Annotated in this window: 14 protein-coding genes and 1 tRNA gene; 6 read left to right on the top strand and 9 right to left on the bottom strand. The window is 52.8% G+C overall.

All coding sequences use genetic code 11. The features are described 5' to 3' along the window. Positions 1-54: 54 nt before the first annotated feature. Both rpmB and TH468_RS03630 read left to right on the top strand, forming a co-directional pair. Positions 55-348 (top strand): 50S ribosomal protein L28, encoded by a 294-nt coding sequence (gene rpmB, locus TH468_RS03635; RefSeq protein ID WP_037990572.1) that lies wholly within the window; start codon positions 55-57, stop codon positions 346-348. Positions 349-719: 371 nt separating this feature from the next. Next, on the top strand, positions 720-1,286 hold the full coding sequence (locus tag TH468_RS03630; protein ID WP_007089028.1) for an HNH endonuclease: 567 nt from the start codon (positions 720-722) through the stop codon (positions 1,284-1,286). 85 nt (positions 1,287-1,371) lie between these two features. Here the strand turns inward: TH468_RS03630 and TH468_RS03625 are convergent, their stop codons facing one another. The 4 genes from TH468_RS03625 to TH468_RS03610 all read right to left on the bottom strand — a co-directional run bounded on the left by TH468_RS03625 (position 1,372) and on the right by TH468_RS03610 (position 5,883). Then, positions 1,372-3,519 (bottom strand): TonB-dependent siderophore receptor, encoded by a 2,148-nt coding sequence (locus tag TH468_RS03625; RefSeq protein WP_085642228.1) that lies wholly within the window; start codon positions 3,517-3,519, stop codon positions 1,372-1,374. Between the two features lie 102 nt (positions 3,520-3,621). Further along, positions 3,622-4,524 carry an AraC family transcriptional regulator gene (locus TH468_RS03620; protein ID WP_085642227.1) on the bottom strand — a complete coding sequence of 301 codons (903 nt, stop codon included), beginning with the start codon at positions 4,522-4,524 and terminating at the stop codon, positions 3,622-3,624. Positions 4,525-4,774: 250 nt separating this feature from the next. Next, positions 4,775-5,281, bottom strand: a complete 507-nt coding sequence (locus TH468_RS03615; RefSeq protein WP_085642226.1) for a disulfide bond formation protein B — start codon at positions 5,279-5,281, stop codon at positions 4,775-4,777. A 14-nt stretch (positions 5,282-5,295) separates the two neighbouring features. Beyond that, positions 5,296-5,883 (bottom strand): YqaA family protein, encoded by a 588-nt coding sequence (locus TH468_RS03610; protein WP_085642459.1) that lies wholly within the window; start codon positions 5,881-5,883, stop codon positions 5,296-5,298. Positions 5,884-6,105: 222 nt separating this feature from the next. Between TH468_RS03610 and TH468_RS03605 the strand changes: the two genes are divergently transcribed. Together TH468_RS03605 and TH468_RS03600 are read left to right on the top strand one after the other, a co-directional pair. Beyond that, positions 6,106-6,191, top strand: a tRNA-Leu gene (locus TH468_RS03605). A 398-nt stretch (positions 6,192-6,589) separates the two neighbouring features. Further along, on the top strand, positions 6,590-6,877 hold the full coding sequence (locus TH468_RS03600) for a helix-turn-helix domain-containing protein (RefSeq protein ID WP_085642225.1): 288 nt from the start codon (positions 6,590-6,592) through the stop codon (positions 6,875-6,877). A gap of 124 nt (positions 6,878-7,001) precedes the next feature. Here the strand turns inward: TH468_RS03600 and TH468_RS03595 are convergent, their stop codons facing one another. The 5 genes from TH468_RS03595 to TH468_RS03575 are packed head-to-tail and all read right to left on the bottom strand — an operon-like array spanning position 7,002 to position 11,597. Continuing rightward, positions 7,002-8,045 carry an L-idonate 5-dehydrogenase gene (locus TH468_RS03595; protein WP_085642224.1) on the bottom strand — a complete coding sequence of 348 codons (1,044 nt, stop codon included), beginning with the start codon at positions 8,043-8,045 and terminating at the stop codon, positions 7,002-7,004. Positions 8,046-8,048: 3 nt separating this feature from the next. Further along, positions 8,049-9,323: a TRAP transporter large permease gene (locus TH468_RS03590; RefSeq protein WP_085642223.1), complete on the bottom strand. Its 1,275-nt coding sequence runs from the start codon at positions 9,321-9,323 to the stop codon at positions 8,049-8,051. Further along, on the bottom strand, positions 9,320-9,829 hold the full coding sequence (locus TH468_RS03585) for a TRAP transporter small permease (RefSeq protein WP_210402202.1): 510 nt from the start codon (positions 9,827-9,829) through the stop codon (positions 9,320-9,322). The genes TH468_RS03590 and TH468_RS03585 overlap by 4 nt, the downstream gene beginning before the upstream one ends. 55 nt (positions 9,830-9,884) lie before the next feature. Further along, the gene (locus TH468_RS03580) at positions 9,885-10,859 is read right to left on the bottom strand and encodes a TRAP transporter substrate-binding protein (RefSeq protein ID WP_085642221.1); all 975 of its coding nucleotides are present in this window, start codon (positions 10,857-10,859) and stop codon (positions 9,885-9,887) included. Between the two features lie 27 nt (positions 10,860-10,886). Beyond that, entirely contained in the window at positions 10,887-11,597 is a 711-nt protein-coding gene (locus TH468_RS03575) for a GntR family transcriptional regulator (protein WP_085642220.1), read from the bottom strand. 128 nt (positions 11,598-11,725) lie between these two features. On the opposite strand from TH468_RS03575, the gene uxuA reads away from it, so the two are divergent. Together uxuA and TH468_RS03565 are read left to right on the top strand one after the other, a co-directional pair. Beyond that, the gene (uxuA, locus tag TH468_RS03570) at positions 11,726-12,949 is read left to right on the top strand and encodes a mannonate dehydratase (protein WP_085642219.1); all 1,224 of its coding nucleotides are present in this window, start codon (positions 11,726-11,728) and stop codon (positions 12,947-12,949) included. Beyond that, positions 12,946-14,397 (top strand): mannitol dehydrogenase family protein, encoded by a 1,452-nt coding sequence (locus TH468_RS03565; RefSeq protein ID WP_085642218.1) that lies wholly within the window; start codon positions 12,946-12,948, stop codon positions 14,395-14,397. Before uxuA ends, TH468_RS03565 begins: the two co-directional genes overlap by 4 nt. Positions 14,398-14,520 lie beyond the last annotated feature (123 nt).

Here is a 14,520-nt window from a genome sequence, read left to right as displayed (position 1 = left end):
CCTGCCTGTCAGGCCAAGCGTCCTTTTGCGAATTATAGACCAGGAGATCAGGTCATGGCACGTCGCTGCCCGGTATCCGGCAAAGGCGTTTTGGTCGGCATGAATGTGAGCCACGCCCACAACCGCACCAAACGTCGTTTCCTTCCCAACCTTCAGCCGGCTTCGCTGCTGAGCGAAGCGCTGGGTCGTTCGGTGCGTCTGCGTCTGACCACCAATGCGATCCGCACCATTGAAAAACGTGGTGGTCTGGATGCATATGTGCTCGGCACTGCAGCTTCCAAGCTGTCGGCAGAGCTGGTGAAAGTCAAACGCCAGATCGCCAAAGCTGTTGAAGCGAAAGCTGCCTAAGGCAGACTTTTGCTTTAAGAATTACGAAGGCTCGCGATTGCGGGCCTTTCGTTTTTAACAGATTTCACATCGCCCTGTTCCGGGGCCATAAAAGGGTCGTGCATCATCGATGCGCGGCCTTTTTGTTTGTCCGGGCGTTGATGTGCCTGATTGCGAGTCGTACCCGGTGTTGCCGGTTTTGCGTAAATGTTTGCGACTCGGCCTCAAGCGGGATTTGCGCTTTGCGAAAATTGGTCTATACTTTTCTCTATCAGTGATTTACGTGACCGCGTCGCATGGATTGATGAAACGTCATGATATGTTCATCACCCGCGATTCTCGAACCTGCTAAATAGTGGGTGCGACTCGGTAAACACGGTGGAGCGGATGATATGCATTTATCGCCCAATGCGTGTCCGGCACTTGTCCTTAACGCCGATTTCCGGCCGTTAAGCTATTTCCCGCTGTCCTTGTGGTCCTGGCAGGACACGCTTAAGGCAGTGTTTCTGGAACGCGTTGATGTTCTTTCGGAATATGATCGCGAAGTCCATTCCCCGTCTTTCAAAATGAAACTGCCGAGTGTCATATCGCTCAAGGAATATGTATCGCTCAAAAGCAGTCCGGCCTTTACCCGGTTCAACGTTTTCCTGCGTGACCAGTTTTCCTGCCAGTATTGCGGGGATCGTCTGCCGACCAGTGACCTGACATTCGATCACGTCATTCCGAGGTCGCGGGGCGGGCGAACGAACTGGTCCAACATTGTTACGGCCTGTTCGGACTGTAACCTTTTCAAGGGTAGCCGATCGATCAGGGAAGCCGGACTCCGGCTGCGCAGGACCCCCGAACAGCCGAGCATGCACGAACTCCAGACAATCGGACGCCGCTTCCCGCCAAACTATCTTCACGAAAGTTGGCGGGATTTTTTGTATTGGGATACCGAACTGGAATACGACTTCTGATCCGGGTTCGGTATATGTGGACAAAGTAAAAGCACCGTCGTTTCCGGCGGTGCTTTTATATTTTACGAAGTCTTTCGCAATCTGACTACCAGCGATATTTGACCGTGGCGAGAATCGTGCGTCCCTGACCGTAGTAGCAGGCATTTGTTCCCGAGCAACTTGCGACCCAACGTTCATCCGTCAGGTTGGTCGCATTCAATGCCAGAAGGTAGCCTTCAATCTCATAGTGGATGCCGGCATCGAACAGAGTGGTTGACGGGACTTCAACGGAGTTTGACTGATCAGCGTACTGTTTGCCGAGATAGCGAACGCCACCATTGAACCCAAAGCCACTCATTGTGCCGGACTGTAACGTATAATCAGCCCAAAGAGATGCTGTATGTTCCGGAACGCCGACCGGGGCTTTGCCCTGATAGCCATCGTTGTCTTTGGTGACTTCGGCATCGTTGAAACTGTATGCAGCTTTGCCAACCAACCCTTCAAAAGGCTCAATGGTTGCTTCCAGTTCGATACCGCGCGAGCGGACCTCGCCTGACTGGATTTTACGTGCTGTATCGTCAGGGTCGGTTGTCGTGACATTTTGACGGCGCAGATCATATAAGGCAGCGGTTAACAGGCCATCGAAGCTTTCAGGTTCGTATTTGGCACCAATTTCGTATTGTTGACCTGTTTCAGGATCGAAGTTTTGCGTTCCCTGACTTGCGACGGGGGTAAAAGATTCCGAGTAGCTGATGTATGGCGTCAGGCCGAGTTCGGTTTTGTAAACGAGCCCGGCCTGACCGGAAAAGGCATGATCGTTTTTGCTGCTCTCTGCGCCGTTATTGGCGTTGTCGTATTTTTTCTCGTCTGACCAGTCCTGACGACCGCCAAGGGTCAATACCCAATGTTCATCAAACTCGATCTGATCTTGTGCATAAACACCTAGCTGGCGAAGCGTTACATCGTCATTGTACCAAGTCGTCAGGGCAGACAGAGTTCCGCCGTAGGACGGGTTATAGACGTTTAGCGCCGACGCACTGCCGAACGCGGCATAACGATCATAGATGTAATGCTGATAATCCAGCCCGGTCAGAAGGGTGTGATTGACGGTTCCGGTTTCAAACCGGGTTTCCAGCTGGTTATCAATTGTAATGGCATGTGCGTTCTGGTCGGTGCGCAGGAGACTGCGATTTAGCGTGCCAGCATTTACATTTGCCCAGCCGTTTCCGTAGATTGTTTTGTAATCGACATCAACAAAGGCATATCGCGCGTTTTGGCGGAATGTAAGATCATTCGTGAAGTCATGGCTGAGCTCGTAACCGAGTGAATACTGAATGCGCTTGTAGCCCTCAAGCGCCGGTTCCCCGGTAAAGACATCAACTGGAATTGCACCATTGGGGGCGCTAAATATTGTTCCGACGGCGGGCAGCCAGTTGTTTGCCGAGCCGGTATCGTCTTCCTGATAATGGGTGAGAAGGGTCAAGGAAGTGTCGTCATTTTCCCATTTCAGTGATGGCGCAAGATAAATCCTTTTGTCGTCGACCATATCGGTCTGGGTGCCGGAATCTTTGACGAGGCCTGTAACGCGGTAAAGAACGCTTCCGTCTTCAACCAGCTTGTTGCCGATGTCAAAGGCCCCTTGTTTGTGATCGAAGCTGCCGGTTTGCATTTCTACTTCGTTCAGCATGTCTGCATGAGGGCGCTTGGAAACGACGTTGACGATACCGCCCGGTGCATTCTGACCATAAAGAACCGATGTCGGGCCACGCAGGAGTTCAATGCGTTCTGCCCCATATGCCTCTTGCTTGAATGACGCATAACCCGATGAGCGAAGCTGCATACCATCGCGGTAAAGGCCTATGTCCTGTTGGGCGAAGCCCCGGACTTTGAACCAGTCATAGCGGGTGTCGTAACCATACAAATCCGGTTGAATGCCCGGCGAATATTTAAGGGCATCCATAACGGTCTGGGCTTGGCGTGTTTCGATCTCTTTTTTTGAGACGACCGATATGGCGCGGGGCGTTTCCGAGATCGCGGTACCGGTTTTGGTTGCTGTTGCGCTTTGCTTTGCAACATATCCCTTAACAGGTGACGTTGCTGTTTCACTTTGTTGGTCGGCTTCGATCACGATGGGATCAACAAGGATTTCGTCTTCGGCCTGTTGTGCGAAAGCCTGCATTGGTGATGTTGCGAAAATCATTGCAACACTGCCAAGAAGGGCGGTTCTTAAGTTCTTGTCTCTGAAGGACTTCATTGGGTCTGTTCCCTGCGTCAGTTGTCACGTGTGACGTCCCGATAGCACGCAGCGAAAGGAGAAATATTGAACCCTATTTGGCTATATTGAACGGTTTTTGGTTTAATTTACGATAGCCTGTTCACGGCGCCATGCGCCGGGTGTGGTGCCTGTGATTCGGCGGAATACCCGTGTGAGATGGGCCTGATCTGCAAAGCCGATTTGGGTTGCGATGGATGCCAACGGAGTATCGCATTTACGCAGCATGGTTTTGGCACGTTCTATTCTGGCTTTCATCTGCCACTGGTGGGGCGGCATGCCTGTACTCTCGCGAAAAGCCGAGCAGAAATAAGATTGAGACAGTCCTGCAAGTTCGGCTAATTCATCCAAGCGAATAACGCGACCGCAATTTTGTTCAATATAATCGACAGTCCTGCGTAGCTGGAACGGGGCGAGCCTGCCGCGTTTGCGTGTCGTATCGGTTTCTGGCATCGGTGCCAGAAGGGCGCTGGTCAGTGCGGTCAAAAGTCCTTCACCATAGAGCGCCGGTGATGGGCTATCGGTTGCGATGTCGTCGGCAATCATGCGCACAAGCGCATTGATGCGCTGATCATAAAAGCCGATCCGCGGCATTTCGAGGACGCTGGGATCTGCCTTGTAGCCAAGACATTGTTCAAGCCGCTGTGTATCAAGATGGATGTCAAGATGGCGCAGGCGGCATGAGCCCTGTACCTCGGAGGTGACATGCATGCCGGCCGGAATATAGAACAGGCACCCCTGATCACCGCGACCTTCACCGGTATGGTTTTTGCTCGCGCGAATGCAAAATTGTGCATCCCCGGCGCATTCCAGAATGGCAACCAGTCGCGGCGCTTCCGAGACATAACTACCACCCGAGGTTTCTGCACATTGCACATGCCATAGATCGGTAATCCCTGTGTTCCAGCGTCTGAAACGAAGTTCTTCTAGGAATGTGATTCCTTCGATCTTGGTTGTCATATGGGGATGGAATGTCTGGTCTGGCATTCCGGCCTATATCCTCGCTGGGTATATTTGCTCTTCGGTCGTGCTCGATCAGCGCAGACCTATCTGGTTCGGTATTCCTTAAGGTTGCGGATATTATAAGAAGAATTTCATGCAAACAAGAATAATTCGCATTATTATTTAACGGAAGGAAAAAGAGTATCTCGTGTCCGCAATCTGGTGTTTTTTTCGCAAAAAAAGCCTGCCAGCAAAGCGTCTGGCAGGCCGGATTTCGGGTTTGATTTTGATCGTTCTAGCGTTTCATCCACCGTGATGGGGCGATCAGGCAAAGGATCGTCAGCGCGGCCGAGAAGAAGACATTGACCGTTGGCATAGTGATGCCAAACAAGGCCCAGTCGATCTTGTCACAGCGGACAATCGGCTGGGCCATCAGTTGCGCTTTCAGGTCGGCGACCGATGCCGCACCGCTGGTAAGGCCGCCACACATGGCCGGGCCTTCCCACCAGAGTTCCTGAACGCCGACATGATAGATCGCAATCCCGGTACCAATGGCAAAGGCAACACCGCATAGATAAACAAGAACCCGCGAAGCACCCGGTATGCGCAGCAACAAAAGGGCAAGAATGGCAAGGCCACCGGCAACATAAAAAGGTACGCGTTGATAAAGGCATAACACACAGGGCAAAAGCTTCTGCACATACTGCGCATAGAAGGCAAAGCCGAGGCTTCCGGTAGAAATCAGGAAAAGGGCAACAGGTGGCAGGGCCGGGGCATAATGTGCGCGGAGCAATTTGATCATCGGGTTTTTCCGTATTAACCGTGCGGGATCAGTTTGATGGCGGCAAATCCACCGACAAGAACCACGACAAATATGGTAAAAACGAGGCCAAGCCGCCTTTCGATAAAGTCGCGAATGACCGGGCCAAACTTCCAGATCAGGGCTGCAATAATGAAGAAGCGCAAACCGCGCGCCAGAACTGATGCAACCATGAATATTGTCGGATCAAGTGCTGTCACACCCGACAGGATGGTAATGACCTTGTAGGGGAACGGGCTTATCCCGGCGATGAATACTGCCCAGGCACCCCATTCGTTATAATAATCGCGGAATACGTCGAACTTGGCGCTATAGCCGTAAAGCTGCAATACCGGTTGGCCCATGCTTTCAAAAAGGAAGTAGCCGATGCCATAGCCAGTAATGCCGCCCAGAACAGACCCGACAAGGCAGACCAAGGCATAACGCCATGCTTTGGTTGGTGCCGCGATTATCATGGGAATCAGCAGGACATCGGGCGGGATTGGAAAAATCGAACTTTCCACAAAGGCGACAATGAAAAGCGCAATGGCAGCGTGACGATGGGCGGCCAGTCCAAGGGTCCAGTCATAAAGGCTGCGCAGCACGGAAACGCCCTTTGCGGTTAAGACGATAAAAACAATGCGGCGCGGTGGCCGATATGGGGGTGATGTAACCGCATTTGGCCTTTTGCCGCAATGACCTTTTCCCGCAGAAAGCCCCATCCAGTTGACAACGCAATTTTTGCGCAAAGCCCCATTGACCGGACGAAAATTACAGCTATTATCCGCCCCCACGATGGCGGGTGCGCAACGCACCCATATGTGCCGGCCCCTGTGGCGGAATTGGTAGACGCGGCAGACTCAAAATCTGTTTCTCTTTGAGAGTGGGAGTTCGATTCTCCCCGGGGGCACCATCGACCTGTAAAATTAACGATAAGTCGTTGATTTTTATAAGTCATCATAACACGCAAAATCTTCTCGATAGCCGGGTGATACACAAGAGGTGGTACACCAGAGGTTTTCATGCGTACTTTGACTTATCTTAAAAGAAGTCCCCAAACTGGCGTTTATAACGTGCGTTGTCGCATTCCGAATTCGCTTCAACCGTTTTTTGACGGTTTTTCGAATTCACCAAAAGTCTCGAAACTCGTAACATCAGATAGGCAAAAAGCCGTGCCCTACCAATCATCACTGAAATTCAGCAACGCTTTGACAATGCGGCGAACACTAATCAAGCGTCTGATGTTGATGATCCCATCGCAAACAGTCTTACCGACGATTCAGTTCAATCATCTGCTCAATCGGATCTAGGTTGCGGTGGGAACGATTCTTCCTCGAAGAAATTTTCAAAATTCGCCACACCAAACTGATCCAGAGAATTACGTCTTTCCTGATTGATTTCGAAGAACGCAGTGGCGAGAATCTGGATGGCGAGGACGAGACGAACTTTCCTGAAAAACGTCATATCGTAAGCCGCATTGTCATTACGCCAGAAACATTCTCGCGCTCGCTCCGTAAGCTAGAGGCAACAGGCGAAATTGCCGCCGAACCGAAACTGCGCATCATTAACCGGGCGGTTTTGTACGAGCTTTCGCGCTAGAATTATGACGGCTGGTCTGACCTCTCGCCATATGAAAATGTGTGCGAAAGGGTTCCCTCTTCGTAAACACAAAGACTGTAGCACATATGCTGCCACAGCCTTTTTGATGCCTGAACAGGTATGCTCAATTGGCGAAAGACAATTGAACCTTCACCGATTTGCTTCGATCACGTGCGACGTCAAATGCTTCTTGTGCTGCTTCAAGCGCGAAGGTTTGGGTGATGATTGGGGTTACATCAATGTCGCCGCTATCAATCAAGCGCACAGCATCTGCAAATTCCGCGTGGAACCGGAAAGTTCCGGTGATTGTGATTTCCTTGGCGACCAGCGGGTTGAAGGGGACAGGGATCTCACCTGCAACCCCAACCTGCACGAGAATACCCTGCGGCCGCAAAACACTGATTGCAGAACGTAATGCCGCCGGGGCTGCCGAACATTCCAAGCAAACGTCAAACAGACCTTTGTCCTGTTCATAGGCTTTCAGGTCGTCTGCGGCATTGGCGATATTGATGGTGCGGGTTGCACCCATTTGCTGCGCAACATTCAGCGCGAAATCCTGCAAATCGGTAATAACAATTTCACTGGCCCCCGCACGTTTGGCTGCGGCGGCACAAAGGCTTCCAATCGGGCCGGCCCCGGTAATCAGAACCTTTTTCCCCGAAAGGTCACCAGCACGTGCTACGGCATGCAGACAGACTGCCAGTGGTTCTGCACAGGCGGCATGGCCGATATCTGTTTGATCGCTGATCGCAAAGCACTGGCCTAGCCGGACATTTACCAGATCACGGAATGCTCCCTGAATATGGGGCATTGGCATTGCAGAGCCAAAGAACTTCATGTTCAGGCAATGCTGCTGCAGGTTTTTCTGGCAATAGCTGCACGTACCGCATGGGTGACTTGGATTGATCGCTACCTTTTGTCCGATTGCAAGCCCGGTAACATCGGGGCCAAGTGCAACAATCGTCCCAGCGGCTTCGTGGCCCAGAATGATCGGTTCGCGCACTCGGATCTGGCCGATTCCGCCTTCGAAATAATAATGCATATCCGAACCGCATACACCGCCGGCACCGACGCGGATAAGAACTTCGTCATGGGCGGGAGCAGGGGCGTTTTCAGTTTCGATCCGCAGATCGTCTTGGCCATACAGACGGCAAACACGTGTTTGCATAGATTACTCCATCAGGGACGGCAGCCAAGTTGACAGCGCCGGGATATAGGAAACAAGAAACAGGATCAAGATGTTGGTCAGAAGGAACGGCATCAGGGCCCGGATCACCGTGGTGACCGGCGCCTTGGCAATGTTTGCGCAGATAAATATGCAAATCCCGACCGGCGGTGTTGTCAGACCAATCATCAGGTTGAGAACTGCGAACACGGCAAAGTGGATCGGATCAACGCCGACATTGGTCGCCAGTGTCAGAAGCGGCACAAACAGGATGATCAGGGCTGCGATGGTTTCCATGAACATGCCGACGACAAGCAGCACCAGATTGATCAGTAGAATGACGACATATTTATTGTCTGTCACGGACAAGACCGCATTCGAGATCATCTGGGGAATGCGTTCAGAAACCAAAATCCAGCCAAACACGTTGGCCAAACCGACAAGGGCCAGAATGGCCGCCGCGGTGATGGCACTATCGACAATGATTTTTGGAACCTTGCGCAGTGGCAGTTCACGATAAATGAAGCAGCCAACAATCAGGGCATAGAGGCTTGCGATGACGGCGGTTTCTGTAGGCGTGACTATGCCGCTTAGCAGGCCACCAACGATCAGTGCCGTCATGGCAAGAGCCCAGAAGGCCCCCATGAAGGAGCGAAGCAGTTCGCCAAAGCCCTGCCATGGCTGGTGGGGGAATTTGCGACGAACAGCGATGATGTAGCAGGTAATCATCATGGCAATGCCCATCAGGATACCCGGGATGGCCCCGGCGATGAACATTTTGCCAACAGAGATACCTGAAAGTGCGCCGACGATGATCATTGGCATGCTTGGCGGGATGATCGGGCCAACCGTAGATGAGGCCGCGGTCACCGCCGCAGAAAAGGCAGGGGTATAACCGGCGCGCACCATGCCGGGAATCATCATGCCCCCGATGGAAGCAGCATCGGCAACCGCAGTGCCAGAAATGCCACCAAACAGCATGGAGCCGGTAACGTTGGTAAGGCCCAGCCCACCGCGCATCCAGCCTACCATTGCATTAGCGAACCGGACGATGCGCGGCGTGATGCCGCCCCCATTCATCAGGTTCCCGGCAAGGATGAAGCCAGGAATGCAAAGAAGAACAAAGACGTCCATTCCCGCGAACATTTTTTGCGGGATGACGACGAGCGGAATGCCTTCAATGAGCAGATAACAAAGCGAAGACAGGCCCAAAGTAACGGCAACGGGAAGCCCGATAACAAGGCCAAGGGCGAAAACGCCAAGTAAGATTGCAAGGCTCATGGGAAGTCCTTTGTCGTGTCTTCGGGTTTTCCGTCAGATACACCGGCGATAACACGGATCATACGCAAGGTTGCGAAAAGGCTAAGCAGCACGAGAAGGATGAATACCGTCGCGTGAATAAAGTCCATGCGGACCCCGAGTGCAGGCGAGGTTTGCATGACACCGATGGAAACGAACCTCCATGCGGGGGATACCAGAATCAGGCAGAAGCCAGTGGTTAGTGCGGCTGAAACGAACATGAGCGCCCGCTGTATGCGCAGGGGTAGCATTTCGCATACGATATCAACATTGACCAATTCACCATTGCGGAACGAGAGGCCAACACCGAAAGCGGCGAGAAATAGCAGGGCATAGCGCGTTAGTTCTTCTGTCCAGACCGGAGAGCTGGGCATGAAGGTGCGCGAAAAGACCTGTATCAGAACCGTGCACATCAAGATGCTGAAGGCAGCCCCCGTTGCGATGCGACACATTGCGATAATGAACGCGTATAATCTGGCAAAAAGCACGTTGCTTCCCCGTCGGAAAGGGATCGGTCATGCGAAGTGACCGATCCCGCAAATTTTATTTTGCGAAGAGTTCTTCGACGAACGGACGAATTTCGTCGGAAACATTGGCGAGAACTGCATCTTTAGCTTTTGCAGCAAAGGCCTTTTTGTCAACTTCAACAAAGGTCATGCCTTTTTCCTGAAGTTCTTTGGTCAGGCGTTCTTCGTCCGCGGCGAACAGGTCGCGTTCGTAAGCTTGTGCGCGTTTTGCAGCCTCGGTCACAGCAGCCTTGTCTTCGTCAGACAGGTTGTTCCAAGTGATTTCCGAAATGGTCAGGTAGATCCATGAACGAACATGCTCGGTTTTGTTCACGAATTTCTGAACTTCATCGAAGCTGGCGGAATCGATGAGTGCAAGCGGGTTTTCCTGCGCGTCAATCGTGCCAGCCTGAAGCGATGTAAATACTTCGGAAAACGCCATCGGTGTCGGCTGTGCGCCAAGCGCCTTCCAGACATCGAGGAACAGCGGCACGTTCGGAACGCGCATTTTCAGACCATTAAGATCATCCGGGGTTTTGATTTCACGGTTCGAGGTCAGGTTACGCGGACCACGTGCAAAATAGGCGATCGGACGAATCTGTGCCTTTTCGACGATCTGATCTTCGATTTTTGAACCGATTTCGCCGCTGGCAACCGCATCCATGTCTTCTAGCGTGGGATAGGCGTAAGGCACAGCCAGAAGGGCTGCCATCGGAGCCCAGTTCTGAAGGCTTTCACCGGTAATGGTCATGTCGACCGAGCCAAGCTGCATGCCGTTGATCAGGTCGATTTCCTTACCCAGGGTTTCGTTCGGGAAAACCTGGACTTCAATACGGCCATCGGTCAGCGCAGAGACTTCTTCGCCGAATTTCAGAGCCGCTTTGTGCCAAGAGTTCTGTTCATTGGCGAGGTGGCCAAGTTTCAGAGTTACTTCTGCGGCAAATGCGGACTGGCTCATCATGACGGCTGCCACACCGGCAAAGATCAAATTTTTCGTAGTTTTTCTTAGCATCGGTTCCTCCCTATTCGGTTTGATGCTTTACGGAGAAGACGCAGAAGTCGCGTCGTCAAACAGCTCCGATCTGGAGCGTGCTATATCAGGCAGCGTATGCAGGATTTCACGAAGGTGTTTCCGCATGGCCGCACAGGCTGTTTCGGGATCGCGCGAGGTTATCGCCGAAACAATTTGGACATGCTGTTCGATTATTTCATCCATCGGAAACTGGAAGTAGCTGAGATACCGGACCCGGTCGAGTTGGGCGCGGACGTCTTCGACGACTTTCCATGCATAGGTTTTCCCCGCGGCTTCGGCGAGGCAGCGATGGAAGTCATGATCCAATTTCAGAAACGACCGCGCATCGCCTTGGATTGCCTTGCGCTGATCGGAAATCAGTTGTTCGAGACGGGCAAGAAACGTGTCGTCGGGTTCTTTAGCAACAAACCGTGCAATGTCGGCTTCAATCGCTTCGCGGACAAAGCGCGCGTCAAGAACAGCGGCAACAGAAATTTTACGCACATAGGTTCCGCGCTGCGGACGAACTTCTAAAAGGCCCTCGTCGGCAAGCTTGATGAAAGCTTCGCGGACCGGTTGGCGGCTGACATTAAAATGTTTTGCAAGTTCTGCTTCGGACAGGCGCACACCGGGAAGCAGGTCCGTACACACGATCCGTTCGCGTATGATGCGATGGATCTGTGGGCCGACAGCCTGATCGTGTGTGATTTCCCAGTCGTTTTGTTCGGGATCGCCCATCAATCTCTCCTTGCTTTTCTGAGTCATGATGCATACTACCATACTAGTCAACAAAATTATGTCGTGATACTGTTCACAACCGTTATAGTTCGGTGTTGAAGACACCACGCCAATACAGAGAGAAACACATGAAACAAACCTGGAGATGGTTCGGCCCGAGTGACCTGGTCAGCATTGACGATATTTGTCAGGCCGGTGCACATGGTGTGGTTTCCGCCCTTCATCATGTGCCGAGTGGCGCTGTCTGGACCCCCGATGAAATTGCCAAGCGTCATGCTGAAATTGCCACCATGAAAGATGGTGCACCGTCGGGGCTGACCTGGGATGTTGTTGAAAGTCTTCCGGTTTCCGAGTCGATCAAGCGGCAGGTTGGTCCATGGCGTGATCATATCGAAGCTTACAAGCAAAGCCTGCATAACCTTGCTGATTCCGGGATCAGCATTGTCTGCTACAACTTCATGCCGGTTCTTGACTGGACACGCACGCATCTGAATTGGCGACTATCCAACGGTGCAACCTGCATGCGTTTTGACCTGACCGATTTCGTCGCATTTGACCTGTTCATCCTGAACCGTGCCGGTGCGGAAAATGACTATCCCGCCGGAATCGTTGCCGAAGCCAAAAACCGTTTTGCCGAAATGACGGACAAACGCTGTGCCGAGCTGGAACGAACGGTTGCCTTTGGTTTGCCCGGCTCTGTTGAAAACCTCTCTCTGGATGATCTGCGTGCATTGCTTGAAACCTATGCAGCGATTGACGCTGATAGGCTTCGCGCCAATCTGGTCGCGTTTCTTGAAGAAGTTGTTCCGGTCGCGCGCGAGGTCGGCATTCGTATGTGCTGTCATCCCGATGATCCACCCTTCGCGCTTCTGGGGTTGCCGCGGATCATGTCGACCGAAGACGATTACGCCTTTATCATGCGTGCTATCGATATCCCGGAGAACGGTATTACGTTGTGTTCCGGCTCGCTTGGTGTCCGTCCTGAAAATGACCTGCCGGGGATGATGAGGCGCTGGGGGGATCGCGTGCATTTCATCCATTTGCGCAATACCAAACGCGAAAGCGAAGGCTTGCCGTGCAGTTTTCACGAGGCAGAGCACTTGGACGGTGACACCAATATGGTCGATCTGATCGAGGAAATCCTGCGAGAGGAAGCTCGGCGGAAGGCTGCGGGACGTGCGGACTGGAACATCCCCATGCGTCCGGATCACGGGCAGGATATTCTTGATGACCTGAACCGGAAGGGGCAGCCGGGTTATCCGGCGATCGGGCGTCTCAAGGGGCTTGCCGAGTTGCGGGGGGTAATGACGGCACTTTCTGCAAGGTTTGATCTGCTTGGGGTTCAAAAATGATACCTTCGGATAATTCCACTGCTGCCCCCAATGCAGATATGGCAACGGCCGGTATCGTGCATATCGGTATTGGTGCTTTTCACCGCGCCCATCAGGCGGTTTATACTGACGTGGCAATGCAGGCCAAAGGCGGGAACTGGCGCATCATCGGTGTCAGTTTGCGTAGCACTGATATTGTCGACGCCCTGAATGCCCAGGACTGCGCCTTTACGGTGATTGAACGTCATCCGGATGGCCCCAAGGCCCGCAGGATCACCAGCCTGTCAAAGGCAATAGCGGCTTCGCGTGATGTTGCACCGGTTTTGGATGCACTTGCCGATCCGGCAATCCGGATTGTTACCATTACGGTCACCGAAAAGGCATATGGCATTGATCGGGTGTCGGGAACGGTTCAGGCGGAAAATCCGGCTGTAAAACATGATCTGGCATATCCCGCCACGCCAACCGGGCTTCTCGGGATATTGGTTGCCGGGCTGAAGCGCCGCAAACAGGCGGGCATTCGTCCATTTACAATTGTTTCCTGTGACAATCTGCCATCGAACGGGGTGTTGTTGCGCAACGGTGTGATTGACTTTGCCAAGCGGAGCGACCCGGACCTTGCAGGCTGGATCGAGGATAATGTGTCCTTCCCCTCGACGATGGTTGACCGGATTACCCCGGCTGCGACAGCGACAACGCTTTCGGATGCCAAGCGTTTAACCGGGATGGACGACCCGGCGGCAATTGAAACCGAACCCTTTTCACAGTGGGTTATCGAGGATGATTTCCCCGATGGTAGGCCTGCCTGGGAAGAAGCCGGTGCAATTCTGGTTCACGATGTAGAGCCTTACGAGCTTATGAAGCTCCGTATGCTTAACGGCAGCCACTCCCTGATCGCCTATTTGGGGCAAGTCGGTGATTACCGCTATGTCCGCGACGCAATGGCGAACGAGGCTTTCTCGCAACTTGTTGCGCAGCATATGGAAAATGCTGCTGCAACGATGGCACCGCTTGCCGGGATTGATTTTTCGGATTACGGGGCCGAATTGGTCGAACGTTTCCGTAATCCCGAAATCGCACACGAAACCCGTCAGATTGCCATGGATGGCACGGAAAAACTCCCGCAGCGGATTTTCTCCCCGGCTTGTGACCTGCCGCAGGAAAGCAAGATGCTCGGCACGTTTGCCCTTTGTTTTGCTGCCTGGATGGCTGTGATGCGCCAGCGTGTCAACACTGCGCCAGACGGAGCTGCAGAACTGCTCAATGATCCGCGTGCAAACGAAATCAGGGAAGCACTGGCGGATAGTCAGGATGCAGCCGCGATATGCGAAAAACTTTCCGGTCTTAAGGGCTGGATGCCCAAACAGTTGCAGGATAGCCCGTTCTGGCGTGAAGCCGTAATTAAACGCCTTTCGATACTAATGTCGGACGGTGCCGATGCCGCCATCAGGCACGAGATCAATACGTGACTTTACTCCGGTTCATTGCGATCCTGCAGATGCAAAATAGTTCGATCCTGTCCTGTTTAACGACCTTGATCCCGACGAAACATTCCGCTAGTTGCATGAGCGCTTCCTGCCGATCAATTATCA

Origin of the sequence: Thalassospira sp. MCCC 1A03138, from assembly GCF_002115785.1 — a bacterium.
Classification (GTDB): domain Bacteria; phylum Pseudomonadota; class Alphaproteobacteria; order Rhodospirillales; family Thalassospiraceae; genus Thalassospira.
The sequence above is the reverse complement of the archived record's forward strand: the minus strand, read 5'-3'. Positions and strand labels throughout refer to the sequence as shown.

Bases quoted from the DNA above. Each gene is read 5' to 3' on its own strand.
- rpmB (WP_037990572.1), top strand. From the start codon at position 55: ATGGCACGTCGCTGCCCGGTATCCGGCAAAGGCGTTTTGGTCGGCATG.
- TH468_RS03630 (WP_007089028.1), top strand. From the start codon at position 720: ATGCATTTATCGCCCAATGCGTGTCCGGCACTTGTCCTTAACGCCGAT.
- TH468_RS03625 (WP_085642228.1), bottom strand. From the start codon at position 3,519: ATGAAGTCCTTCAGAGACAAGAACTTAAGAACCGCCCTTCTTGGCAGT.
- TH468_RS03620 (WP_085642227.1), bottom strand. From the start codon at position 4,524: ATGCCAGACCAGACATTCCATCCCCATATGACAACCAAGATCGAAGGA.
- TH468_RS03615 (WP_085642226.1), bottom strand. From the start codon at position 5,281: ATGATCAAATTGCTCCGCGCACATTATGCCCCGGCCCTGCCACCTGTT.
- TH468_RS03595 (WP_085642224.1), bottom strand. From the start codon at position 8,045: ATGCAAACACGTGTTTGCCGTCTGTATGGCCAAGACGATCTGCGGATC.
- TH468_RS03590 (WP_085642223.1), bottom strand. From the start codon at position 9,323: ATGAGCCTTGCAATCTTACTTGGCGTTTTCGCCCTTGGCCTTGTTATC.
- TH468_RS03580 (WP_085642221.1), bottom strand. From the start codon at position 10,859: ATGCTAAGAAAAACTACGAAAAATTTGATCTTTGCCGGTGTGGCAGCC.
- TH468_RS03575 (WP_085642220.1), bottom strand. From the start codon at position 11,597: ATGGGCGATCCCGAACAAAACGACTGGGAAATCACACACGATCAGGCT.
- uxuA (WP_085642219.1), top strand. From the start codon at position 11,726: ATGAAACAAACCTGGAGATGGTTCGGCCCGAGTGACCTGGTCAGCATT.
- TH468_RS03565 (WP_085642218.1), top strand. From the start codon at position 12,946: ATGATACCTTCGGATAATTCCACTGCTGCCCCCAATGCAGATATGGCA.